The 23,967-nt window shown below is 47.8% G+C and carries 20 protein-coding genes and 1 tRNA gene; 8 read left to right on the top strand and 13 right to left on the bottom strand.

From position 1 onward, the window contains the following. The 4 genes from HUK38_RS10455 to flgA form a co-directional block, all read right to left on the bottom strand. On the bottom strand, window positions 1–690 hold a 690-nt coding region (locus HUK38_RS10455), incomplete at its 3' end, for a hypothetical protein (RefSeq protein WP_182584278.1). A gap of 59 nt (window positions 691–749) precedes the next feature. Beyond that, entirely contained in the window at window positions 750–1,232 is a 483-nt protein-coding gene (locus tag HUK38_RS10460; RefSeq protein WP_182584279.1) for a flagella synthesis protein FlgN, read from the bottom strand. Between the two features lie 91 nt (window positions 1,233–1,323). Continuing rightward, window positions 1,324–1,596 carry a flagellar biosynthesis anti-sigma factor FlgM gene (gene flgM, locus HUK38_RS10465; RefSeq protein WP_182584280.1) on the bottom strand — a complete coding sequence of 91 codons (273 nt, stop codon included), beginning with the start codon at window positions 1,594–1,596 and terminating at the stop codon, window positions 1,324–1,326. 154 nt (window positions 1,597–1,750) lie between these two features. Further along, window positions 1,751–2,491: a flagellar basal body P-ring formation chaperone FlgA gene (flgA, locus tag HUK38_RS10470; protein WP_238787589.1), complete on the bottom strand. Its 741-nt coding sequence runs from the start codon at window positions 2,489–2,491 to the stop codon at window positions 1,751–1,753. A 211-nt stretch (window positions 2,492–2,702) separates the two neighbouring features. On the opposite strand from flgA, the gene phoB reads away from it, so the two are divergent. Beyond that, window positions 2,703–3,383 (top strand): phosphate regulon transcriptional regulator PhoB, encoded by a 681-nt coding sequence (gene phoB / locus HUK38_RS10475; RefSeq protein WP_182584282.1) that lies wholly within the window; start codon window positions 2,703–2,705, stop codon window positions 3,381–3,383. A gap of 67 nt (window positions 3,384–3,450) precedes the next feature. Beyond that, entirely contained in the window at window positions 3,451–4,779 is a 1,329-nt protein-coding gene (gene phoR / locus HUK38_RS10480; RefSeq protein WP_182584283.1) for a phosphate regulon sensor histidine kinase PhoR, read from the top strand. A gap of 61 nt (window positions 4,780–4,840) precedes the next feature. Here the strand turns inward: phoR and ubiV are convergent, their stop codons facing one another. The 5 genes from ubiV to HUK38_RS10505 form a co-directional block, all read right to left on the bottom strand. After that, the gene (ubiV, locus tag HUK38_RS10485; protein ID WP_182584284.1) at window positions 4,841–5,755 is read right to left on the bottom strand and encodes a ubiquinone anaerobic biosynthesis protein UbiV; all 915 of its coding nucleotides are present in this window, start codon (window positions 5,753–5,755) and stop codon (window positions 4,841–4,843) included. Window positions 5,756–5,783: 28 nt separating this feature from the next. Next, the gene (gene ubiU, locus HUK38_RS10490) at window positions 5,784–6,779 is read right to left on the bottom strand and encodes a ubiquinone anaerobic biosynthesis protein UbiU (RefSeq protein ID WP_182584285.1); all 996 of its coding nucleotides are present in this window, start codon (window positions 6,777–6,779) and stop codon (window positions 5,784–5,786) included. A 73-nt stretch (window positions 6,780–6,852) separates the two neighbouring features. Then, entirely contained in the window at window positions 6,853–7,929 is a 1,077-nt protein-coding gene (locus tag HUK38_RS10495; protein WP_338065404.1) for a GGDEF domain-containing protein, read from the bottom strand. 63 nt (window positions 7,930–7,992) lie between these two features. After that, the gene (locus HUK38_RS10500; RefSeq protein ID WP_182584287.1) at window positions 7,993–10,824 is read right to left on the bottom strand and encodes a valine--tRNA ligase; all 2,832 of its coding nucleotides are present in this window, start codon (window positions 10,822–10,824) and stop codon (window positions 7,993–7,995) included. Between the two features lie 132 nt (window positions 10,825–10,956). Next, entirely contained in the window at window positions 10,957–12,225 is a 1,269-nt protein-coding gene (locus HUK38_RS10505) for a Coenzyme F420 hydrogenase/dehydrogenase, beta subunit C-terminal domain (RefSeq protein WP_338065405.1), read from the bottom strand. A gap of 235 nt (window positions 12,226–12,460) precedes the next feature. Here HUK38_RS10505 and HUK38_RS10510 point away from each other — a divergent pair, with 235 nt between their 5' ends. Genes HUK38_RS10510 through argE form a run of 3 tightly spaced genes read left to right on the top strand, consistent with a single transcriptional unit; the run spans window position 12,461 to window position 15,820 of the window. Further along, window positions 12,461–13,708 (top strand): DUF2491 family protein, encoded by a 1,248-nt coding sequence (locus tag HUK38_RS10510; RefSeq protein ID WP_182584288.1) that lies wholly within the window; start codon window positions 12,461–12,463, stop codon window positions 13,706–13,708. A gap of 56 nt (window positions 13,709–13,764) precedes the next feature. Then, the gene (locus HUK38_RS10515; RefSeq protein WP_182584289.1) at window positions 13,765–14,637 is read left to right on the top strand and encodes an ATP-binding protein; all 873 of its coding nucleotides are present in this window, start codon (window positions 13,765–13,767) and stop codon (window positions 14,635–14,637) included. Window positions 14,638–14,659: 22 nt separating this feature from the next. Further along, window positions 14,660–15,820, top strand: a complete 1,161-nt coding sequence (gene argE, locus HUK38_RS10520) for an acetylornithine deacetylase (RefSeq protein ID WP_182584290.1) — start codon at window positions 14,660–14,662, stop codon at window positions 15,818–15,820. Between the two features lie 23 nt (window positions 15,821–15,843). On the opposite strand, the gene HUK38_RS10525 is transcribed toward argE, so the two are convergent. Further along, window positions 15,844–17,223: a cobyrinic acid a,c-diamide synthase CobB gene (locus tag HUK38_RS10525; RefSeq protein WP_182584291.1), complete on the bottom strand. Its 1,380-nt coding sequence runs from the start codon at window positions 17,221–17,223 to the stop codon at window positions 15,844–15,846. Window positions 17,224–17,441: 218 nt separating this feature from the next. On the opposite strand from HUK38_RS10525, the gene HUK38_RS10530 reads away from it, so the two are divergent. From HUK38_RS10530 to HUK38_RS10540, 3 genes are all read left to right on the top strand, one after another. After that, window positions 17,442–18,653 carry an HDOD domain-containing protein gene (locus HUK38_RS10530; protein WP_182584292.1) on the top strand — a complete coding sequence of 404 codons (1,212 nt, stop codon included), beginning with the start codon at window positions 17,442–17,444 and terminating at the stop codon, window positions 18,651–18,653. Window positions 18,654–18,714: 61 nt separating this feature from the next. Then, complete coding sequence (locus HUK38_RS10535; protein ID WP_238787590.1) at window positions 18,715–19,629, top strand: HDOD domain-containing protein; 915 nt, start codon at window positions 18,715–18,717, stop codon at window positions 19,627–19,629. A gap of 144 nt (window positions 19,630–19,773) precedes the next feature. Continuing rightward, a tRNA-Arg gene (locus HUK38_RS10540) sits at window positions 19,774–19,850 on the top strand. Window positions 19,851–19,868: 18 nt separating this feature from the next. On the opposite strand, the gene HUK38_RS10545 is transcribed toward HUK38_RS10540, so the two are convergent. The 3 genes from HUK38_RS10545 to HUK38_RS10555 all read right to left on the bottom strand — a co-directional run bounded on the left by HUK38_RS10545 (window position 19,869) and on the right by HUK38_RS10555 (window position 23,904). Then, window positions 19,869–20,252: a hypothetical protein gene (locus HUK38_RS10545; RefSeq protein WP_182584293.1), complete on the bottom strand. Its 384-nt coding sequence runs from the start codon at window positions 20,250–20,252 to the stop codon at window positions 19,869–19,871. An 89-nt stretch (window positions 20,253–20,341) separates the two neighbouring features. Beyond that, window positions 20,342–20,734 carry a cupin domain-containing protein gene (locus HUK38_RS10550; RefSeq protein WP_238787591.1) on the bottom strand — a complete coding sequence of 131 codons (393 nt, stop codon included), beginning with the start codon at window positions 20,732–20,734 and terminating at the stop codon, window positions 20,342–20,344. Between the two features lie 44 nt (window positions 20,735–20,778). Next, the gene (locus tag HUK38_RS10555; protein WP_238787592.1) at window positions 20,779–23,904 is read right to left on the bottom strand and encodes a type ISP restriction/modification enzyme; all 3,126 of its coding nucleotides are present in this window, start codon (window positions 23,902–23,904) and stop codon (window positions 20,779–20,781) included. Window positions 23,905–23,967 lie beyond the last annotated feature (63 nt).

Below are 23,967 nucleotides of genomic sequence, written 5' to 3' on the forward strand. Positions count from 1 at the left end.
GGGGACGGGTGGTAATTCAAGCGAGTCAATTGGTTGATTAGTCGGCAATGATTGCGGTTGACGTGCGGGAATTGGCGGTAATTCAAGCGACTCAATTGGTTGATTAGTTGGCAATGACTGCGTTTGACGAGTTGGAATGGGCGGTAATTCAGGCAAGTCAATTGGTTGATTAGTTGGCAATGATTGCGTTTGACGAACTGGAATAGGCGGTAATTCAGGCAAATCGGATGAATTGACTTGTTGGTCAGTTGATTGACGGGCAGGAATTGAGTTTAATTCAGAACGCTGAGTTGCAGGGCGCGCTCTTTGCGAAATTGGTGAATTATAACCGACCGCCGCGTATTGCTGAACTAAATGCGCGGAGGCACCTTTAGCAGCAATTTGTAATGGCGGTAGCGGGGGAATTGGTTGAGGCGGTGGCGATGCAGTTAATTGCACCCGCATTGGCGGCGACCATTCACCGTGACCATCCGCCGGACGCAAGCGTACTAATGCCTCATGCCCAGCGCCCAACGGTCGCACTTGCGCCTCCAAACGCATTCCCGGCGTCAATTGCAAAGCGGTTGGAGATGATTCAACTGGCGGCGGCGTTGGTGTCGTGACCGCTTGCCCACGCTCAATTAACGTTCCGCGCCCCGTCTCGGTACGCAGCGACACCGGCGACAATTGAGGCGGAACAATTTCTTTCATAGCAGTTTTATCTAATGCGTTATATAGCCCTCATGCCATAATAACCGATTTAAGGTCATTTAAGCACGACTGAGCGTGCGGCGTTGCACCGTGATCGGCGTAGTCTGTCCTTTAGGCGTATAAACACCACCATTGCCATCATCACCCCGCAATAATTGAATGGTTGTAGCGACGCGCTGGCGGTGGCGTTCAATTAACCGGGCATTGGTTTTATTCATTAAATCACAGCGCACGATCACCTGCCGCAAGCTATTCCACTGGGTTATTAACGTGCGAGTGCTATCATCCAATGCTGTTAAAAACACATCCAACCCTTGCGGCGTAAAGGCTTGACCGCTATTTTCAACCTGCTGCCGTTGTAATTGGGTTTCTTGTTCCAACCGCATCACAATTCCTTTTTTAGCGGCGACCACCTGTTGCAATAGATCAGCATCACGACGTTCAATCGCACTGGTTTCTTCGGCTAATGCGTTTTCTAATTGCAGCGCCAGCGCGATGGAACGCTCCAATGACATATAAAACGGATGCTGTTTATCCATCATTTCGATCACTCACCTACATAATAAACGCCGCGGCACCAATCGCCCGGAAGCGATCCGTTTTGCGTATTCAATACGCCGTTGGTTTTCACGCTCAACCAAAACATTCGGCGTCAATAATCTTGCCAGCCAAGCGCTGATAATCAATACTATAACGCCCTTCAGCAAGCGCCGTTTTTAATTCGCGCACCCGATCATGATTAAATGGCGCCTTATTGGTGGCGTGGGTGCTAGAAGTCAGCGTCACCGATTCGTCACTCGCCCGCGCTGTGTGCGTTACTGCCACAGTAGATGGTGACGACAATTTGGCGACCTTGACCAGTTTATCCGCGATAAATGTTTTGCCAGATGACGGTTTAATGTCCATAGGAATTGTCCTTAAACAAATAGCAATGCGAATTGAATCACTCGGTGCTTTGAATGAGTTATCGGCATTTCTGCGCAAAACTTGAAATGTGATGTTACACAGCGCGACTGGTTGCAGCCAGAATTATCTATTAAAACAACATCATACCTGATTATCATTGTGCCACCTCGATGATCCCATCAGCAATAATCACGCCCTCCACCACCCGCCGACTCGACTGGTTGCGCGCCTGAATTCGTTGCCCCAAACTGCCGTCAGCCAGCGCCTCGCCCTGCATGTCAACATGTACCCCCCCCGCCCCAGCGCGCAACGTCACCAATTGCCCGCGTTTAATTAACAGCGGCGGCATCAATTGCCCACTATTTAACACCTGCCCCGGCACTAACACCCGCTTGGTTTGCAAACCCAATACCGCGCTAGGCGTATCAAAATAACCATTTGGCAACACCGAAACATCGCGTTGTTCTAATTGAACATCGGCGGCGGTGATGCGCTGTGACCGCGCCAATGGCCGCGCCACCACCAACACCTGACCAAAAATCGTCACGCGACTCGGCACAAACACCGACCAGCGCGTCGGCTCGGTACAAAATACGCGCACACTGACATTGCCGCCGCGTTTGTGACTCCCCGGCGCCAATTCCGCCCGCACCGCGTGGTCACATTGGGCAAATTGCAACCGCGCATCCAGCGGATCAACCTCGACCTGCACCGTGTGATTCGGGTAACGGCGCTGCATCTCATCGGCTAAAAACGTGCGCGCCGTTCTGGCAATATTGTCAGTAGATTCAAACACTTGTGCCGTACTGGTGTGACATAGACACGCCAGCAAACACGCCATACCAAAGGTGCGCCATCGCCAGGCGCGTTGACTAAAACTGATACGCATTAACATTATTGGGCGCCATAAAGCTGACAGGTGATTGCAATTGACTGCTCTTGCAAAATAAATGCCACAGGTAACAACAAGGCAATTATCAACGCGCAAACTACTCAACACTTTATTAGTCATTAGATCGTAACCTTGCCGACATACACTCATGGTTTATTTCAACAGGCTGCTGGCGCTAATCGCCCAAGCACCGTCATAATTGAATGATACCATTATGCCAAATGTATTAATCGTTGAAGATGAACCAGACATTCGTGAATTGATTCGGTTTACATTAGAAGGCGCGGGTTTTTATGTCCGCGAAGCCGGTCATGCCGACGAAGCACGCAAACAACTACATGATGAAATTGACCTGATTTTATTAGACTGGATGCTGCCCGGCCGCTCCGGCTTAGAATTGGCTGTTCAATTAAAACAAAACCCCAAAACCAAAACCATTCCAATTATTATGATTAGTGCGCGAGGCGAAGAAGAAGATCGCGTCAAAGGATTAGACACCGGCGCAGATGATTACATTGCTAAACCCTTTTCACCGCGTGAAATGGTCGCCCGCATTCATGCCGTCTTACGCCGCAGCAAACCAGAAAATAGTGAAGATCAAATAGAAATCGCCGGCTTGCGCATCGATCATATTAGTCACCGCGTCAGCGCCAATGGCCGACCCGTTGAAATCGCACCCACCGAATACCGTCTATTACACTTTTTTATGACCCACGCTGACCGCGCCTTTAGCCGTTCACAATTACTCGATCAAGTATGGGGTAATCAAGTCTATGTCGAAGAGCGCACCGTTGATGTGCATATTCGGCGCTTACGCAAAGCATTAGAACAGAGCGGACATCATGGTTTATTACAAACCGTGCGCGGCCTCGGCTACCGCTTTTCAGACCGATAACAAAATGGATAACGTTTGGCGACCAACCCAATTACGCCGGGTCACTGATGCGCACCAATTGATACAAATGATAACCCACCGCATTCAGCAGACTCATTGGTTTTTTGAATTGATTCTCATTGGCGCAATCGTATTAGTCACCGCGCTGTTATATCTAATTGGCTTCACAGTTGCAACTGCTGTATTATTCGCTCTGCTACCCTATTTGATTCGCCATTTATTATTACTGGGACAACTCACCCGGTTAATTCGCCAACATCACCGTTTAATTCCGCCATTTCCACTCGGGCTATGGGGCGACATTTATCGCGCTATTGCACATTATCAACAACGCGCCCGCAAAGGACGCAAACGGCAATTGCGGTTTAGTCGGCGCTTCCGCGAGGCGGCGCACTCTTTACCTGACGCGCTCATTGTCTTAGATAAAGTCAAAAGAATTGAATGGGCAAATCCCGCGGCGGCAGCGTTAATGGGTATTCTCATGCCCGCCGATCAAGGGCGTTATTTCACCGACATCGTCCATTCACTCCCCCTGCGCAATTATCTCTTAAATGGTGATGATACGCGCCCAATTGAACTCATCCCCGAGCATAATCAATCACTCATTCTCTCCGTGCGCGTCACCCCTTTTGGCGAAAGACGCAAACAATGTTTAGTGGTGGGGCGGGATATTACCAAAGTGTTTCATCTGAATTTAATTCACCGCGACTTTGTCGCCAATGCCTCACACGAATTGCGCACACCATTAACAGTCATTGCAGGATTTTTAGAAAATCTGAGTGAATCTACACTCACCCCCGACAGCCACCAGCGGCCACTTAATTTAATGCGCAATCAAGCAGAACGGATGCAGACCATTATTGAAGACCTGCTAACTTTATCACGATTGGAATTAGAAGAACATGCCAGCGAAATGACCACAGTGGCAGTCGCTGATGAAGTAGAATTGATTGTCATAGAGGCGCGGGCATTAAGCGGCGATCAACATCTATTCGTTCTTAATCTGGATACACAATTAGAACTAATTGGCAATCAACGCGAATTGCACAGTGCCTTGTCTAATCTGATTTTTAATGCCGTCAAACATACCCCACTGCACACCGTTATTACGATCAATTGGCATGAAGATGAACAGGGCGCTTGTTTTCGCGTCACGGATAATGGCCCCGGCATTGCCGCCGAACATTTACCGCGTTTGAGTGAACGCTTTTACCGCGTGGATAAAGCCCGCTCCCGCGCATCAGGTGGCACAGGATTGGGATTAGCCATTGTTAAACACATTTTACATCGCCATGAAGCCCAATTTTCTATTGCCAGTGAACTTGGCGTTGGCAGCAGTTTTACCTGTCATTTCCCTGCCGTTAGTTGCCTGCATCATTCACCCACTTGCCAGTGAAATGCAAAACCAGCCAGCGGCTACTCATTGGTCAGCCGCCCAACTTTATTTGCCATTCGCATTAGGATTCGTAACGTTTTTCCATTCCCGCCCCGCCGTGCCAATACCCATCACAGCCGCCAGTTGGCATGAATGATTCTAATGCTGCACTGGCCTCACTGGTCGTTTGCTCACCTATTAAACATTGGTGGAACACATCAATAATGTCTAACGTGTGTTCCGCTTGCGGTTGAATACGAATACTCTCTACCTGCAATTCACGCAGGCGTGGCAATTCGGATAGCAAATTGACAGTACGCGCTGATTGGGTTTGAATGCCATTTAATACCAAAAAGCCTTGATTATCTTGCGTTGTTAATACCAATCCGTCGGGGTAATCAATACAACAATAATGGCAATCATCTTTTGGCAAATTACGCGCCCGCGCCGTAAAACAGCGTGCCGAATACGCTAATGGAATCCGCCCATACACCACCACTTCGGTTTCAATACCGGACGGGCGCAAGCGCTGCATGTCAGCTAAGGTTGCGGCAGTTAATTCAACCGGCAATACCCATCGCATTAAACCCTGCCGCGCTAATAAAGCAAGGGTGCGATCATTATAAACGTTGACACTATGCCCAACCACAAACGCTTGGCCGCGTAATAATTGCACCGCGCCCATGTCATTGGCTTCTACCCGATAGCGCCCATTATTGCAAATCTCGCGCAGGCGAATTAACTCTGATTCAGCTTCTAATAACGCGAGCGTGGATAACACCACTTCTTTTCCCGCTGCTGTCAGGGTTTCGGCAATGGCTAACCAATCATCCAAGCGCAATTCGTTACGTTTAGAACACACCGTTTCACCCAAATAAACGATGTCCACTGGTGCAGTGCTAATTTGAGTATAAAAGTCTTGAACGCGAGCGCGTGGCCAATAATATGCAATTGGGCCGAGAGCGAGGCGTGGTTGGTGAGAAGCAACGTCTGTCATAATAGCGTGTTTTATTTCCTAATGATAATTATTGCCAGGGACGATGATAGGCGCCAAGTGTGGTTTGCGCACCTTCTGAGACCTTGCCTAATTCGGCTGTCCATTCGGGACGGGGAGTGAAATGGGCGGGGTCGCGTTCAAAAGCATCTAATGCAGCGCGCCAAATACGGGTGACTTGGCCGACATACACGGGGCTGCGTTGCCGACCTTCGATTTTAATTGCTTTGACACCAGCAGCTGCTAATTCAGGTAATAACTCCATGACATTTAAACTGGTCGGTTCTTCAATCGCATGATAGGTGTTATTACCGACGCGGAAGGTGCCTTTGCATAGCGTTGGATAGCCAACATTTTCCCCTTTGGGATGGCGTTGAATTAACACACCGCCCAAGCGCGTATCTAAACCATTAGGCGTTTCAATCCATTCAACATGACTGGCAGGTGAACAGGCGCCAAAGGTATTAGGTGAACGTCCGGTGGCATAGGATGACAGAATGCAGCGCCCTTCAACCATGACGCATAGGCTGCCAAATGCAAACACTTCTATTTCAACTGGGCTGTTTTCAATGGTGTGACGCACCTGACTCATTGACAATACACGCGGCAAGACGGCGCGCTTAATGCCAAATAAATCGTGATAAAACCGCAAGGCTTCATAATTAGTTGCTGACCCTTGCACCGATAAGTGTAAATTGAGTTTAGGATGATGGGTACTGGCATATTCTAATACGCCTGGGTCAGCAGCTATGAGTGCATCAACACCTAATTCGGCCGCTTGATCCACTGCCGTTTGCCACCGTTTGAATCCATCCGGTTGCGGATAAGTATTTAACGCTAAAAAGACGCGCACCCGATGACGTCGGGCGTATTCAATGCCTTCGGCCATTTTAGCAGGCGTGAAGTTTAATCCCGCAAAATGCCGTGCATTGGTATCATCACGAAACCCAAAATAGACGGCATTGGCGCCATGATCCACTGCCGTTTTTAATGACGGTAAATTGCCCGCCGGGCAGACTAATTCCATAATAACCTCCAGAGTTTTCAGATGCAATTGGCGATGATAATTATCTAATGATTGGGCGCGGCGGCGGGTGTGATTAGAAAAAATCCACTGAACTTGTGTATAGTTGCACTTGGCTTTTTTCAATCAATCCAGCGGCTAATAATTCGGCATAAAAATGACTACAATTCCGCCCATGTGTTTTAGCGTAATATAAGGCTTTATCCGCTTGGTCAACAACATTAGTGGCGCTATCTTGATCGAAAATTTGCACGGCACCAATGCTGACTGTGACCTGTCCTACGCCGGGAAACGAATGTTTTTCAATAGATTTGCGCGCCCGTTCTACAACAGATTGTGCATCATCTAAATGAAAGGTGCGAAAAATGACGACGAATTCTTCACCACCATAACGAAAAACGGGGTCTTCTTTACGAAAGATCGCTTCTAATAATCGTGCTAATAAAATTAACACCTCATCCCCGTACAAATGTCCCCAAGTGTCATTAACGTTTTTGAAATGATCGACGTCTAACAAACATAACCAATAATAGCCTTCGTCATCGCGTCGTCGAATGCTGTTGTGGTTTTGATGCGTATGTTGCGTAAAACTAATGATGCGTTTGGTAATTTCTGCATCCAGCGTTTCACGATTAAATACATTCGTTAATTTGTCGCGTTGACTGTCTTCTAATAGGGCAAGATAATTAGAATAGATTCGCAGTAAACCATAGGTCAAACGTTGCGTTTCAAAACTTGGCTGCGCAGTTGCGTGTAATAAAACGCCATAGATTTCATCACGCTGATTGTATACTGGGTAAATGATGTTAATGAGCGACGATTCATCTATGCGCCGCTCAATAACAACTTTGCTAATAATTGCATCAGAAATCGCTTCGAATAATTCTGGCGGTAAATGACGTTGACGCGGGCGGGCTTCAGAGACAATTGCCCCCTTGCTGGCGTAGGCTAATAACGCTAATTCCAGTATGCCCTCAGTCATCATCACGCGGTAAAGTCGAAATTCCGCATCTATGAATAGTTCAGATAAGGTGGTAACGAGGCTGCGTTCGAGTAATTCACGATCTTGATAGCGCGTGATTTCAGCGAGTGAATCAACGATGCGAATCATACAGATTGAACGCTTTTCTTTACCGGGTTGATATGTTACCACTGCACCTACCTCGTATTAACAGACCAGTCATTTACATTACCGCATAACCTGTTAAATGTCGAATTATTGCAGCGACTGCATTAAATGATTATGCTGCGTTTTTAATTGTGTCAGTGCGGTCTGTTGTTCTGCTAACCGTTCGCGTTCTTTATTCACCACTGCCGCCGGTGCGCGGGCGACAAAATCGGGATTAGCTAATTTAGTTGACAGGCGCTCACAGTCACTTTCTAATCGAGAGATGTCCTTTTCCAAGCGCGTTAATTCGGCAGTTTTATCAATTAACCCCGCCAGTGGGATAAAGATTTTCATTTCACCAACTAGCGTTAATGCCGCGTTTGCAAGTGTTTCATTCGCGCCCAACTGCTGAATTGATTCAACCCGTGCTAAGAACGTTAAATACGGCAAGGCGCTATCTAACCACTCTTGTTCTTGCGCGGTGGCATTAGCAATCACAATGGGTAAGGCTTTACTCGGTGCAATGTTCATTTCGCCTTTAATACGACGAATGCCCAAAATCACTTGCTGCACCCAATTGATTTCCGCAACCGCTGATTGATCGGCTGTGCTTGGTTTAATTGCAATTGGATAGGCTGCCAGCATAATTGTTTCACCGCTCGCGCCCGCTAATGGTTTGACCTTTTGCCAAATCTCTTCAGTCATAAACGGCATGAGCGGATGCAATAAACGCAACAGCGTCTCTAATGTCTGCACCAATGTTTGCCGTGTACCGCGTTGCGCAGCGGCTGAGACCGTTTTATTAGTTAAAACCGGTTTGGATAATTCTAAATACCAATCACAAAAGTCATTCCAGGTGAAGTCATAAACGGCTTGCGCCGCCAAATCAAAACGATAATTATCCAGCGCATCACGGACGGATTGAATTGTGCAATTTAATTGCACTGTAATCCAGCGATCTGCCGCACTCAATTCCAGCGCAGCGCCAGTTTGACCACAGTCATGCTCGGCGGTATTTAATAAAACATAGCGCGACGCATTCCACAGTTTATTACAAAAATTGCGGTAGCCTTCAATCCGTCCCAAGTCAAATTGAATATCGCGCCCAGTGGTGGCTAATGCAGCAAAGGTAAAGCGCAGTGCATCCGTGCCAAAGGCGGGAATACCATTGGGAAATTCATGCCGCGTTTGTTGTGCAATTTTATCAGCTAAATGCGGCTGCATTAACCCGCTGGTACGCTTCATTAACAAGCTGTCTAAATCAATCCCGTCTATTAAATCAATCGGGTCAAGTACATTGCCTTTTGATTTCGACATCTTATTGCCGTGCGCATCGCGGACTAATCCGTGAATATAAATATCGCGGAATGGCACGTCGCCCATGAACTTGATGCCCATCATTAACATGCGGGCGACCCAAAAGAAAATAATATCGAACCCGGTAATTAAAACGGCGGTTGGGTAAAACTCGCGCAGGCGCTCAGTTGATTCTGGCCAGCCGAGCGTACTGAATGGCCACAATGCTGAACTAAACCAGGTATCTAAGACATCTTCATCTTGTTTCAATAGCAGATCATTAGCGAGTTTATATTTCGTGCGCACGTCAGTTTCTGATCGCCCGACATACACCGCACCGGTCGCGTCATACCACGCGGGAATACGATGCCCCCACCAAATTTGGCGACTAATACACCAATCTTGAATGTTGCGCATCCAATCAAAATAAGTGTTTTGCCATTGCTCTGGAATAAAACGCACTTGCCCATTTTCCACTGCCGCAATGGCCGGTGCGGCGAGTGACGCCATGCTGACATACCATTGATCAGTTAAATATGGTTCAATAATAGCCCCAGAGCGATCACCTCGCGGCACCCGCAACGTGTGGTTTTTAATGCCAACTAATAACCCGTGCGCTTGTAAATCGGCCACAATCCGCTGGCGAGCGGTGACGCGATCTAAGCCAACATAAGCCGCCGGTAATAATTCACCTTCATTCGGTTGATTCGCTCGAATCACCGCGTCTGGCGTAAAAATATTAATTAAACCGCCGTGTGGTTGCTGTATTAACGTGGGCGTGTCACGATGGCGTTGCCATACCGCGTAATCATTAAAATCATGCGCCGGAGTGATTTTAACGCAACCGGTGCCGAATGACGGATCGGCATAATTATCGGCAATAATTGGAATCTGCCGACCGGTGAGTGGCAATTGCACGGTCGCGCCAATTAAATGCTGATAACGCTCGTCATCAGGATTAACCGCAACGGCACAATCGCCTAATAACGTCTCCGGCCGCGTGGTGGAAACAATTAACTCACCATTGCCGTTACTCAATGGATAACGAATATCCCACATGTGCCCGGCTTCATCTTCGGATAAGACTTCCAAATCAGAAACGGCGGTGTGCAATACTGGATCCCAATTGACCAACCGCTTGCCGCGATAAATTAAACCTTCATCAAATAACCGCACAAACACTTCGCGCACCGCGGCGGATAAACCATCATCTAAGGTAAAGCGTTCATTCGGCCAATCAAGTGAAGAACCCAGCCGCCGCAATTGCCGCGTAATATGACCGCCCGATTCCGCTTTCCATTCCCAGACGCGATTAATAAATGCCTCACGCCCGAGATCATGGCGCGTTAAATCCTGCGCGGTTAATTGCCGTTCAACTACCATTTGCGTGGCAATACCGGCGTGATCTGTCCCCGCTTGCCATAGCGTCCGCACTCCATTCATTCGCTGATATCGAATGAGCGTATCCATGATCGTATTATTAAACCCATGCCCCATGTGCAAACTACCGGTGACATTGGGTGGCGGGATCATAATACAATAATGACCAGTGCCGTGCGGTTGCGGGGTGAAATAACCAGCGCTTTCCCAAATGGGATACCAATGCGCTTCAATACGGTTGGGGGAATAAGTTTTATCGAGCATGAGACCGATCAATTCCAAAAAATCAGATTAAAAAAGGAGTGGTTTAATGCAAAATTATTCAATGTTTGACGAATCATTTCCACGCAAAAGCATGGAAAAATCAAGCCAACTTAATAGCGCATATCGAATTATTTACGGCTGTAATTGCCGATTAAAAGTGGCGCTGTAATCATTCGCGTAGGGCGCCAATGCCGAATAGACATAATACGGCACAATGCGCGGTTCATAGCGGGCGAATTGCCGCCGGACGTGTTGTAAATTGCGCAAGAGTTTCATTTCAATCACGGCGCGGGCGAATTCTAATCCACGCGGGCCGCGGCGGCGTTGTAAAAAGGCAATGAAACTGCGAATCAACTTGGGTGGTTTGCCGGGCGGTCGGTCGAGCATTTGAATATAACGCGGCATTCCCCGGGTGCGATCACCGCCGCTCGTTAAGGGCGTGGTGTTTAATTCGGGGGCGAGTAAATCGAATAAGGCTTGACCGCGTTCGGTGCGGGTTAAGACCCATTGCCAGCCGAAGGGTGCGCCCATGTAACCAATGGTGATGTCGGCTAAACTATTGGCATAATCAAAGCAGGATAAGCAGGCGGATGGAAAGACGCCATCGAGTTTATCCATTGGAAAATCAACAAAATTGCGCCGTTCAATATGACCATCTTCATGCCGCATCCAGACGCTGTAATCGGGCATGAATTCATAATGCACAATGGTATCAGGCGAGTGTGAAATTAATCGCAGGAATAAGGTTAAATCGGGATAGGTGACGTTGTCACTACATGGAATGCCAATAATATCTAAATGGGTTAATTCCAATTGCGGCTGTAATGCGCGCAGCATTTGCACCTGACAACTGGTGGCAATGACCGCGAGTTTTTTAATCCCATCGGTGCGCACTTGATCGAGTAATGACAAATTGGGTGACAAACACGGTTTATTACCGGCACTGGCACGAATTTCACTCACCGTCCGCGCCAGCAGCGGCTGTGGAGCAAAGCGCGTGCCAGGAATAGCGCGGGTGGTGATGACCGCCTCGACCTGCTTCTGTTCCAGCAGCCGCGCCGCCAGCGTCGTGACCATGCCCGACCACTGCGCATCGGCGACGGGTTGCTGCAAACGTGCGGCGTACATGTTGCGAAAAACACCGAAAAGCTCCTCATCACCGCGCCGCCGCAATCGCCCGTAAAGCTGCTGCTCCAGCGCTTCAACGTGGGTGCGTACAAAGGCACAGGTCTGCGCCATCTGCGGTTTGTAGCGCCCATCGCACACGCCGCAATCGCTACACAGGTGCGGTCGCCCCATCAGGCGTTGATCCTGACTGAGCAGTGTGGTGGCGCGCAAACCCTTAGATGGCGCGGCTTGACAACCCAGTTGGGTCGAATCGGACAAATCGGCAATAGACACGGGTTGAGGTCACTCATGGTCGGTGCAAATGGCAAGTGATTAAAGAGTACGCGCACGGGCGGGGAACCTCAACTCACGTCACGGCGACGCGGGTAATGCACTTGATTTGCCCAATTGAACCGCAGCGTACTCCTCGGCCACTATGCTACAGTAATGATGTGATTCGCAGTGAATCTGCGCTAATGTCGCACCATTCTCAACACAACGCCCAGCTATTAAGTGTTCATTACTTGCGATGATTATTACATTTGTCACTCATCACCGCTTTAGCGCATTATCCCAATTCAATTGGGGCATATGTTTTATTAGCCTAATTGGATTAGTTTTATACCTCGCCCCCATTGATGATAGCTGGGCGCGAGGCAGTAGCGGCAGCAAATCCAGCGGGGGTTATTCACGCTCTAGTTCATTCACTCGCAGCCGCACTCCATCAACCCGCAGCAAAACAGATCGAACATTAGCGCGGCAAAATTCAGCCAGTGCATTAGACCGGTTTGATTCAGCCGTTGCCGCCGTTACCAAAGCACGCACTCCATCTACCGCGCCGAGTCTTATTAACAGTTTTGGCGGGTCAAATCGTACTCCGTCATTCTCGAATCATTCATCAAAACGGTCGCCAAAAATCGAATTGGATTTTGATCTTGAATTGCCATCAAATAACTATTCAGGCGGCGCGCCCATTGCCAATGCTGTCGCGGGGGTCGCCAGCGGATTTGCCCGTTTTTTATTCTCGCTAATCCTATTTGGCGGTCTTGTGTTATTAGTGATTGGGCTAGTGATTTATTTAATATGGCGTCACCGGCGGGCGGCAAATAATCAGTCAACTATTCAACAATCACCCACCCGAACGGCGGCAAGTCAATTACCAGCGCGGCCGGCGGGATTGCGGGTTGGTATGACAATTCCAATTGACCCGTCGGCATTTATTTTAGCGGCGCCCTATACCGCTATTCAAACACCCGAGGCCGCCACCAGCAGTGGATTATTATCAGTGACAGCGGTTAGCACCGTCACCAGTGATACGCTCAATTGGCAGCGGTTGTATTTGACTGATGATGAACAGCAGTTCTTTCAATTGCATTTCGATGAAAATAAACAGCCCGATGAGTGCCGCTATTTCTCATTATTAGATGAGGTCACGCCCAGTAATGAAGATGAATGGAGTTTTTGGTTAGATCAATACGAAGGTGTAATTGGTTGGCCGGATTTTCAAACCAAAGATGGTCAATTATATCAGCGCGTTTGGGCCGCTGGTGATACGCGCATTGCCCCGCGTATTTTGGATGAAACACTCGATCAAACTGACCAATCACAACTCCGCCGTCGCCTGCGCGCAATGCTATATGCGCGGGATACCAACGCAATGACACCGGCGCCGCCAGTTGAATACTTATTGGTCGCGGCTATTAAACAAAACAACACAGCGTGGGTGACACTACATGTCGGCATTGATATTCAACCAGCGGCATTGCAACTGAAGTAACCAGCCCCGCTAACCAATTAACAAACGCAACAATATTCTTCACCAAACCCATTGCCATGTCTGAATTAACCGACTTTATTAACCTCGCCAATGGCTTATTAGATCGTTTAGAAACACTCCTGCCCGCTCGGCCGGCGCCACCCGATTGGCAAGCAATTAGTTTTCGCTGGCGCAAACACGGTCAATACGGTCAATTAGAACCACTGCGTTATCCACATCGCATTGCTTTAGATGATTTATTGTGTATTAACAGCCAACGCAGCACGATTGAACGTAATACGCGCCAATTCCTCGCCGGACGCAGTGCCAATAACGTGTTATTATGGGGATCACGCGGCACTGGTAAATCATCATTAATTAAAGCATTATTCAACACCTACGCGGAACAGGGGCTACGCTTAATTGAAGTGGACAAGGATGACTTAATTGATTTGCCCGACATCCTAGAACCCATTCGTCATCGTTCCGAACACTTTATTATCTTTTGCGATGATCTGTCATTCGAGGCATCGGAATCCGGGTATAAAACCTTGAAAGCCACGCTCGATGGCTCATTAACCGCTATGCCCAATAACGTGTTAATTTACGCCACCTCTAATCGCCGTCACCTATTAACTGAATTCCACGACGATAATCGTGATACGCGCATGATTGACGGTGAACTTCACCCCGGCGAAGCCATTGAAGAAAAAATCTCATTATCGGATCGCTTTGGATTATGGTTATCATTCTATCCATTCAGCCAAGCGCAATATTTAACCATTGTATGGCATTGGTTAGAATCGTTTAATATGATTATTACCGATGAAGAAACCCGCGCCGTGTGTGAACGTGCCGCATTGCAATGGGCATTACAACGCGGCTCACGCAGCGGCCGTACCGCTTGGCAATTCGCCCGTGACTGGGCGGGGCGCTTCGGCATAAGTTAATTCAATCAATGAGAAAAATGACATGACACCGCCCATCCCATCATTAAAAGAGATGTTGGCCGCGTTAATTGCCACGCCGTCAATTAGCAGCATTCACGCTGAATGGAATCAAAGCAATTTACCATTACTGGCGCTATTAACTGATTGGTTGACAGCGGCCGGATTTCGGGTTGAACAATTGCCGGTACCGCACCATCCTGATAAAGCTAATTTAATTGCCACGCTGGGCGCGGGGAATGACGGATTAGTATTAGCCGGTCACACCGACACCGTGCCAATTGATGCAGCGCGCTGGCAATATGATCCGTTTCAATTGACCGAAGACAATGGACGGCTATACGGGCTGGGCATGTGTGATATGAAAAGTTTTTTCGCGCTCGTGCTTGAAGCAACACGCGGATTAACGGCAGCCGAATTAAAACGGCCGCTGGTCATATTAGCCACAGCAGATGAAGAATCCTCCATGCTCGGGGCGCGGGCATTAGCAGCAACGGGGCGATCAATTGGGCGCTATGCCGTGATTGGTGAGCCAACCAATTTGCAACCTATTCGATTACATAAGGGTGTGATGGGTGAATCTATTCAATTACACGGGCGCAGTGGTCATGCCAGCGATCCCAGTTTGGGTAATAGCGCATTAGAAGGAATGCACGCCGTTTTAACCGCGTTATTTGCGTGGCGTGACACATTAAAAACCCGTTATGTAAATCACGCTTTTCCCGTTGCGTGGCCGACAATTAACTTCGGCGCTATTCACGGCGGCGATAATCCGAATCGCATTTGTGGCAGTTGTGAATTGCAAGTGGATATGCGCGTTTTGCCCGGATTGCAACCCGAAACCTTGCACACGGAATTATCAACGCAGGTGGCGCGTATTGCCCAATCACGGGGATTGCAATGGACCGTCACGCCGCTGTTTGACAGTATTCCGTCGGGTGAAACGCCCGCTGATTCGTTGATCGTGCGGATTGCGGAGGAATTAACTGGTCAGCCGGCGGCGGCAGTGAGTTTTGGCACTGAATTGCCATTTTTTAATCAATTGGGCATGGAGACGATTGTATTAGGCCCCGGTGATATTGCTCAGGCGCATCAGCCAGATGAATTTTTAGCGATTGACCGTATTCCACCAACGTTAACTTTAATTCAACAATTAGTTCGGCGTTTTTGTTTATTTCCTGATTAAAAACCGTGCAATTGCAATACGCATTAACCATCTAGCGTTTTGCAAATGTGTTGAACAAAGCGGCCGGTCCAATTATTACCACCGGTGCTGCGCAAATGCGCGTAATTCGCTAATACATTCTGGGCGACAATACCGTCATGTTGACCATCAACTCCGCTGCCGCGTAATACATCGTAAGCATATTGCCAAGTGGGATCAGTTTTAATAACGCTGGAATGATGAAATTCATGTGCCAGGACTTCGCGGCCAATTAAATCATCGCCTGCCCAGGGAAATGCAGCGGTTTCACGCAAGCGCACATACCCCCGACCTTGTGGGCGCGGGTGCATAGCAATATCAGCATTTAAGACACCGCATAATTGATTGACGTGACCGTGCCAATGAATGCGTTGACATAAATACATTAACCCGCCACATTCAGCATAGACTGGTTTATTATCGGCGACCCAGTTTTTAATTGCTTGACGCATGGTATGATTGTCTTCTAATGCCTGCATGTAGCATTCAGGAAAGCCGCCACCAATGAACAGCGCATCCACTGTGGGTAATTCGGGATCATTGACTGGACTAAAGGGGATTAGTTCGGCACCTGCATGTTCTAGCGCGAGTAAATCATCAGGATAATAAAAACCAAATGCACAATCGCGGGCAATCCCAATACGAATGTGCGGTGGGGTTGATGGCATGACGGCGGGGATTAAATCAGTTGGCAGGGGATTGGACGCGGTTGTCATTAATGATAACAGGGCATCCACGTCAACATGCGCTGCAACGCGCATCGCAATACGCGCTATTTGTTCTTCGGCTGCTGTAATTTCATTACTTGGAATTAAACCTAGATGACGCTCGGTGATGGATAACTCATCATAACGTGGTAGAATGCCCAGAATTGGTAAATCCGTGTAGTGTTCAATCACGCGCCGTAAGTTGTTGGCATGACGTTCGCCGCCAACTTGATTGAGAATGACGCCATGAATACGCAATGCCGGATCGAATGTTTGATAGCCTAATAATAATGGTGCGATGCCACGTCCCATGCCTTTTGCATCAATCACTAATATCAATGGCACTTGCAATAATTTGACTAATTCGGCGTTACTATAGCTCCCGCGTGGATCAATGCTATCGAATAAACCGACGTTTCCTTCGATTAAACTGATATCAGCGTTGGCGGCATAATTAATAAAAGTTCGGTAGATGTCAGCAGCGGGTGTGGTATGAAAATCTAAATTGTAACAGGGGCGGCCAGCGGCGAGGGATAACCACATCGGGTCAATATAATCAGGGCCTTTTTTAAAAGGTTGTACGCAATGACCACGTTGATAAAATAGGCGAGTTAAGCCAATACTCAAGGTGGTTTTGCCCGAAGATTTTTGCGTGGCTGATAGGTAAAGTTGTTTCATAGTTGTAGGCTCTCCTATTAGAGCAAAACTGAACATGATTGAGTGATTAAAGCATACACGATTGCGAAGTTATCTATGATAGTTTTAGAACGCTGGATAATAGTTATTCTAACACCGGTGTCTGTAAAAGATTAATTCTTTTTATTAAAAATAGTGGGATGTGTATGTTGTATTTGAAAGTGCAGTGTCCAGTTGCGTCATTCGCAGAGGAATAACTTATGTCATCAACAACTGATGTGCTGGCATTACTTGCGCAGATGGAAACTACTCGTGATTTGCCATTGACAATCCGTGAACTATTGGCTGCCGAAGCACATTTGATGCGACTTGCAGCGGGCAATCAGATTAGCCGTCATTCGGTGGCAGATCATCGTTTATTTTTAGTTGATGGTCATTTGTATTGTAAGTGTCAAGGTACGGAATATCGCTTTGACAGTTGTTTGGGATTGACGGCACCGCGTGAATTATTTGAAGAACCCGGTGATCCAGAAGATACATTAATCACAGAAACTGCCTGTTTATTATTACACATACCAATCGCTGTATTGGATGAAGCACACCGTCGTGCACTGGATGTGAATATGATTGAATTAGACGATGTGGAAAGTGCGTTTTTAGCCGAGTTGTATGAATTGATTGCAGCAAATCGGTTGGAATTGCCAGCGCGGCCGGAGGTGGCAATTCGTATTCAACAATTAACCATCAGCCCGAGTGTTGGGATTGATGAATTGGTTGAAGTCATTCAAAGCGATGGCACCTTGGCGGGCGCAATGATTCACGCGACTAATACCGCCCGCTTTCGTGCTTTGAGAGAGATTCTCTCGGTGCGCGATGCGGTATTGCGTTTAGGTTTTGATAATACCCGCATGTTGGCAACTAATTTAGCCTTGCGTCAGGTATTTAAAGCAACGCATCATGTGACGCGAGAAGCAATAACGAATGTGTGGACCGAAAGTGTGTTGTGTTCGGCATTCAGTTACCTATTGGCGGATCATTTAAAAGTATTAAATCGTGATCGAGCATTATTAGCCGGGCTCATTGCTGGCATTGGTGCGGTGCCAATTATTCATTTTTTAGAAAAGCATGATGCTAACCCCACCGCTGATCGCGTCAAACGCCTGGTGGATAAATTGCGCAGTATTGCTGGGGTCTTAGTCATTAATTATTGGACTTTGGGAGCGGATCTAGTTGCGGTTGCCGAACAAGTTGATCATTGGGATTATTGTAATGACACGCCCGATTACGCCAGTCTGACTGTGATTGCCCGCTGGGCAAGCGCCAATCATTTAGGGCAACCGTGTCCGGCAGCGGCGGAGATTCCGGCATTTCAGCAGTTTGGTTTGCAAATTCCTCAACCGGGCAAGGGTTTAGAAGAACTGGCTGACAGCAGCGAAGCATTTCACAGTTTGCGGAATATGTTTGAAGTCTGAAATTACCCGGCTCGAGTGCTATAGTAAAGAACCGGCAATTGAGATTTAGACTGCATAATCAATGCAGTCACTAATTGGGCGAATTGACATGGAGCATTCTGAGACGGTGGCGATTTTAACGATTGACCAACTGGTTGAATCGACCGGGCGTTTATTAGCAATGTCACGGGTCGTCGGCGAGGTATTAAAGCTATTGGATAATAGTAATAGCACCCAAGTGGCAATTGCCAATTGCTTGGCTAAAGACCCGGCATTGGTGGTGATGTTACTGCGATTAGCCAATAGCCCCGCATTTGCCGCGGCCCGCCATGTGGATTCGGTCGAGCGGGCGCTGACTATTTTAGGACGCGAGCAGGTGCGGCGGTTAATTATCGCCGGTGCGATCACCCGCGCTTCGGATCGCTTGCCGACGCAGCATTTGATTCCATTAGAAACGTTTTGGCGCCATTCGGCGTATTGTGCCGTGATTGCGCGGCTGTTGGCGGAAGCGGATGGCCGTACCAAATCATTGTCCAGTACGGTATTTCTCGGCGGGTTGCTGCACGATTTGGGGCATTTGGTGCTGTTTTCGCACAATCCCGACGAATCCGAGCGGGCATTTTTAAGCTGTTTAACTGCGCCAGCGATGATCTCGCCCGAGGCGGCGGAAACGGCGGAATTGGGGTTTAATCACGCCGAATTGGGTGGCGCTTTGGCAGAACATTGGGGGTTGCCGACGGTGCTGTGCGCGATTTTGCAGTTTCATCATGCACCCTTGTCTGCGCCGCCGGAACACCAGTTAGCCGTCAGTTTGGTACATTTGGCTAACACTGGCGCGCATTTAGCGGAACTGGATTCGCGGGATTGGGATGATGCGCCGCCGGTTGATCCGCCGGTGTGGGCATTTACGCAGTTGCAGCCGCAGGTGTTGCTGGATGTGTTGGAAGCGGCGCAGTATCAGGTGTTGGCAGTCGAGGCGTTGCGCGATCCGAGCTAGTCGCCACCCGCGCCGTGACCAGTGGCGGTGAACAAATTTTGACGCCGCTGCCAGTATCGGTTCACAATGCGCAGGTCGCCGCAACTTGTGTGTGACTGACCGCTTGGCAATCCCCGCCGAGCGCACCTTCTGCTAAAAAAATACGCGCCCGTAGCTCAGATGGATAGAGTACAGCCCTCCGAAGGCTGGGGTCACAGGTTCAAGTCCTGTCGGGCGCGCCAATTTTCAATCCCCGTGAATTAAAACTCGAACGTCTGTTCATCCCAATGCGGCAATAACCACTGGCGGCTGCGGACCCGAATAGTCGTTGCCCCCTCCGCACTCCATGTCCATTCAAAGCCATCGTCTTGCTGTACGGGTTTATGATCCGTGAGAATTGCTTGTCCATAAATAAAATCAATTCGCCCGGGCTCGATCACGTCGTATTTGAATGAAACTTTATTGTCGTTATTGGACTGCCGCGTGATCGTCACCTGATCTAATACGGCATACTCTAAAACCGTTTGATTGTACACAACACCCACCACAATTAAAAACGCTGCCGTTGCCACGAAAAATGACGCCCGATAACGTTTTTTTGCAATCGTGGCTTCTTCTAGTTTCTTTTCCAGTGAAATGCTCATACGCTTTCCTCAATTTGACAGTCAATCATTTTTGTCTTCGATGCCCCGGTCATTATCACACGTTTTATAGGTTGTGACAATTCAACATTTCACTCGCTATGCGCCATTTCAACATACACCTTCGGCATAAAGCGCGGCGTACAAATGGCGAGAAAAATTAAGTCTATCGTGCCGCTATTGGTGATGCGTTGTTTGCAGCCGGGCGGGATGATTGCCACATCCAATGCTGTCATTAATTGCGCGGGCAATTCACCGATTTCAATTAACCCTTCTCCGGCTAAAATGACATACCGCTCGGTCGTTGCAATGAGCGTGTGCCAGCGCGTGGTGACGCCAGGTGCAATACGCGCTTGGGCGATGGAGAGCGATTCATCCGCAGCGGTATTGAATAATTCATTAATAAAACAGCGTTCCGACGTGAAAAACTCAGCCGCCGGATCATAGCGAATAATCATTGGTTGTGGGGCGGGTTGATTGGTCATTGGTGCGATTGGGCATGGTAAGTTGATTAGCATTATACTGTGGTTTAGATGTCGTTGAAACCAATCGTTTGCATAATACGATCCGTTTCACTCAAGATTTTAATGATGCGCTGGTAATGTTTAATCTCATCAAAGGTCAATTCCCGCCCGCGCCGATCTTTTAACCATTTCTGCGCCGGTTGATAACCACCAATATAAAACGTCCACGCCACCGCCGGCACCTCGGCAAAATATTGTGATTGGTTAATCCACACTTGCTGATTCACATAGCGCGGTTTATCAATAATCGGTTGACCATCGCCAATGAACGGATGCGTTGTAGCGCCAATTGCCGCTGGTTCCATTAAATGCAACTGCCGCAATTGAGTTCCTTTGTCGGCAATTGACCAGAACTCATCCGCACTGCGTGGCCACGGAATACGCGGGAAATCCATTTTTAAGAATTCAGCGTATTGTTCCCGATACGCGGGGCAATGCAAGACGCCGTAAATGTAATCAAAAACAGCGAGTTCGTCGGGAGCGGGGTGATTAGAATCAGTGGCGAGGTTTTGTAATTTTTGGAATAACTCTGAATTGAAATTGACGCGGCGGGGTTGGTTGTTTGAATACAAATAGAGCGGAAACGCATAACCGATTTCGGATGTTTTATTGGATATAAAACTGGATTCTACGATTTTATTTGTAATAAAAACATTTCTGAATAAATCATTCCCGCGTTGCTGGCGGGAGCAACACAAAACAATGTTTTCTTGAACAAGAATATGACGAAAAACCCGCTCGCGCCGATGCACAGTCACATTAGAATTATAAACAGTGTATCGCGTGTCAAATGGACGATACGCAATTTGCGTTATTTGATTTTTCCAATCGGATTTTGGCAGCTCTTCTTTAGTGCGTAGATATGACCATTGCGCTTGAGTACATAACTTGAATCTGGCTCTGGCGTCTGTTTCTTGATGCGTTTTAAGGATCAGTTCAACTTTATTAATCATTTCTTGTGGTGTCCAAGAAATTGCAAACGTATCATGCGTTGTCACAATTCCCGGTGCGGGGTTGCCATTTGCCGATAAAAATTCTTGCAACTGAAATCCTTGTTCATAAACACTTTGAATTTGAGTATTTTTAGGCACAAATACCCAGGGCTTTTTGGTAGGCGTAATGTCATTATTTTTAATAGAATTGAGTAAAGCAGAGGATAACCAATTGTATTTAGAGTTTCTGCTACCCCACAGTTGATAAAAATAGACTTTTGCTTGACCAGTGATCTGTTGTTTATTTCTCACTGCAATAATAATCGCTACGCCTTGTTGAATATCGAAAACATTTTTGTCAGCACTACCGTCAGGCGAACTCTCTTTTTTCTTGGCGTTCCCGTGTAAATCAATGACATAAATACTGCTAAACGTTGACATTAAATGTCGGCGCATATCAAGAAATGTGGGATTATCCAAGTATCCGTGATTTGTTATGAAACCAATAATCCCTTCGCCATTTTTTTCGATCATATATTCAGCACAGCGTATAAACTTTACATAATCATCTGACAACCATTTAGCCTGAGCTGGTTTTTTTAGTTCAGGACTTTGTTTATACACGTCCATTAAACTATTTATCCATTTGCCTTTATTTGCTGAATGTCCCGAATACGGCGGATTACCAATAACACACATGATCGGCAAATTGCGTTTAACGATATTCGCGCCCCGCGCTTCATTCGATAACCACTGCGCAAATGGTAGGTTTTGATGAATTGCGCTGCCCTCTTCGAGTGAATTGGTCAAATAGACTGATAAACGCGGCGGCGCACCGGTTGGCACATAGCCCAATTCAGTTAATAATAAATCCAACTTCAAATGACACATGGCATACGATGCCATCAATAATTCAAACCCGTGCAAACGGGGAATTAAATCCGTTTCTAAATAACGCGACCATAACCCCGCCGCCACGCCTTTAATCTGCGGCGCAATCTGTTTAATGACCGCCGCTAAAAACGTCCCAGTTCCCGTTGCTGGATCAAGGATTTGCACCCGATGCACATCTTTTTTAATGGTCACACGCTGCCCGCTAGGATCCACTTTTCCCGTATCAAAATCAATTGTCACCCGCGAGGTATCCGCCAATCCATCAATTAACCCGAACTCGGTTTTTAATACTTCATCCACTGCGCGTACAATAAAATTGACCACCGGTTCGGGTGTGTACCACACGCCCCGTACTTTGCGTTTAGCGGGATTGTAAACTGATAAAAAGGTTTCATAAAAATGAATCACCGGATCCGTTTGACTGGTGAATTGACCAAAGCCGGCCAGCACCTGCGTCATATTGGTCACTTGAAAAATTGCGGCCAATTCATCAATCATCCACGCAATACGCTCGTCTAATTCCGCATTGGCAATGTAGCCAAATAAAGCGCGCAATAACGGATTGGATTTGGGCAGTGTGACCACCGCCTGCTGGCGAGTGAATTGCAGCGGCTCACCCGTGTAATGCACCCGCGCCGCAAATAACCCATAGGCAATGGTTTCGGCATAGACATCGGCGAATTCAACCGGCGAAATATCACTAATTAAATGCTGTTGAAAGGTGGCAAATTGATCCGCCAATTCCGTCTGCCGGTGATTATCAGCAATTAAAGTCGCGTGCAGCACATCTTTAATTAACGCTGCTTTCCCCGCCATGCGCTCGGCCAATTCACGCGGCGTCGTCACGGTCGCCGGGCGCTGTTGAATAAAATCGTGCAACAGGTTTTCTAATACAGCGAATTGATCGGGCTGCGCGACCAATTGACCATTCACCAGCGCACCGATTGCCACGCGCTGTTTTAATTCACCCTCCCGAAAAAACTGCCACTCCAGACAATTGGTGTAAATGAGATTAGGCAGCGCTTGACAATAGCGGTGCTGCTGCGCCAGATTGTCTTTATTTAACGCGGTTAAATCAATTGGCACGTCTTTCGCTTCGACGTATCCAATTGCCACCGCGCCGCGCTGAATAATAAAATCTGGCGCCCCGCAGGCAATGCGTTTGGGTTCATTGATGACCGTTAAATCGGCCGCAAGACTATTAAATAAAGCACTCAATGCCGGACGATACGAATGCTCAGTCGCGTTGCCATGCGCATACACATGAGTAACAACGGTAAAAAAATCAGCAATAGCAGACATCATTAATTCTCAGTGATTAGATAATGCAGTCAAGCGCACAACAATTTGACTAAAATTACAGTATGA

Source organism: Thiospirillum jenense, assembly GCF_014145225.1.
GTDB classification, from domain to species: domain Bacteria; phylum Pseudomonadota; class Gammaproteobacteria; order Chromatiales; family Chromatiaceae; genus Thiospirillum; species Thiospirillum jenense.

Coding starts and splice junctions, on each gene's coding strand:
- HUK38_RS10460 (WP_182584279.1), bottom strand. CDS start 1,232: ATGATGGATAAACAGCATCCGTTTTATATGTCATTGGAGCGTTCCATC.
- flgM (WP_182584280.1), bottom strand. CDS start 1,596: ATGGACATTAAACCGTCATCTGGCAAAACATTTATCGCGGATAAACTG.
- flgA (WP_238787589.1), bottom strand. CDS start 2,491: ATGTTAATGCGTATCAGTTTTAGTCAACGCGCCTGGCGATGGCGCACC.
- phoB (WP_182584282.1), top strand. CDS start 2,703: ATGCCAAATGTATTAATCGTTGAAGATGAACCAGACATTCGTGAATTG.
- phoR (WP_182584283.1), top strand. CDS start 3,451: ATGATAACCCACCGCATTCAGCAGACTCATTGGTTTTTTGAATTGATT.
- ubiV (WP_182584284.1), bottom strand. CDS start 5,755: ATGACAGACGTTGCTTCTCACCAACCACGCCTCGCTCTCGGCCCAATT.
- ubiU (WP_182584285.1), bottom strand. CDS start 6,779: ATGGAATTAGTCTGCCCGGCGGGCAATTTACCGTCATTAAAAACGGCA.
- HUK38_RS10500 (WP_182584287.1), bottom strand. CDS start 10,824: ATGCTCGATAAAACTTATTCCCCCAACCGTATTGAAGCGCATTGGTAT.
- HUK38_RS10510 (WP_182584288.1), top strand. CDS start 12,461: ATGATTATTACATTTGTCACTCATCACCGCTTTAGCGCATTATCCCAA.
- HUK38_RS10515 (WP_182584289.1), top strand. CDS start 13,765: ATGTCTGAATTAACCGACTTTATTAACCTCGCCAATGGCTTATTAGAT.
- argE (WP_182584290.1), top strand. CDS start 14,660: ATGACACCGCCCATCCCATCATTAAAAGAGATGTTGGCCGCGTTAATT.
- HUK38_RS10525 (WP_182584291.1), bottom strand. CDS start 17,223: ATGAAACAACTTTACCTATCAGCCACGCAAAAATCTTCGGGCAAAACC.
- HUK38_RS10530 (WP_182584292.1), top strand. CDS start 17,442: ATGTCATCAACAACTGATGTGCTGGCATTACTTGCGCAGATGGAAACT.
- HUK38_RS10535 (WP_238787590.1), top strand. CDS start 18,715: ATGCAGTCACTAATTGGGCGAATTGACATGGAGCATTCTGAGACGGTG.
- HUK38_RS10545 (WP_182584293.1), bottom strand. CDS start 20,252: ATGAGCATTTCACTGGAAAAGAAACTAGAAGAAGCCACGATTGCAAAA.
- HUK38_RS10550 (WP_238787591.1), bottom strand. CDS start 20,734: ATGACCAATCAACCCGCCCCACAACCAATGATTATTCGCTATGATCCG.
- HUK38_RS10555 (WP_238787592.1), bottom strand. CDS start 23,904: ATGATGTCTGCTATTGCTGATTTTTTTACCGTTGTTACTCATGTGTAT.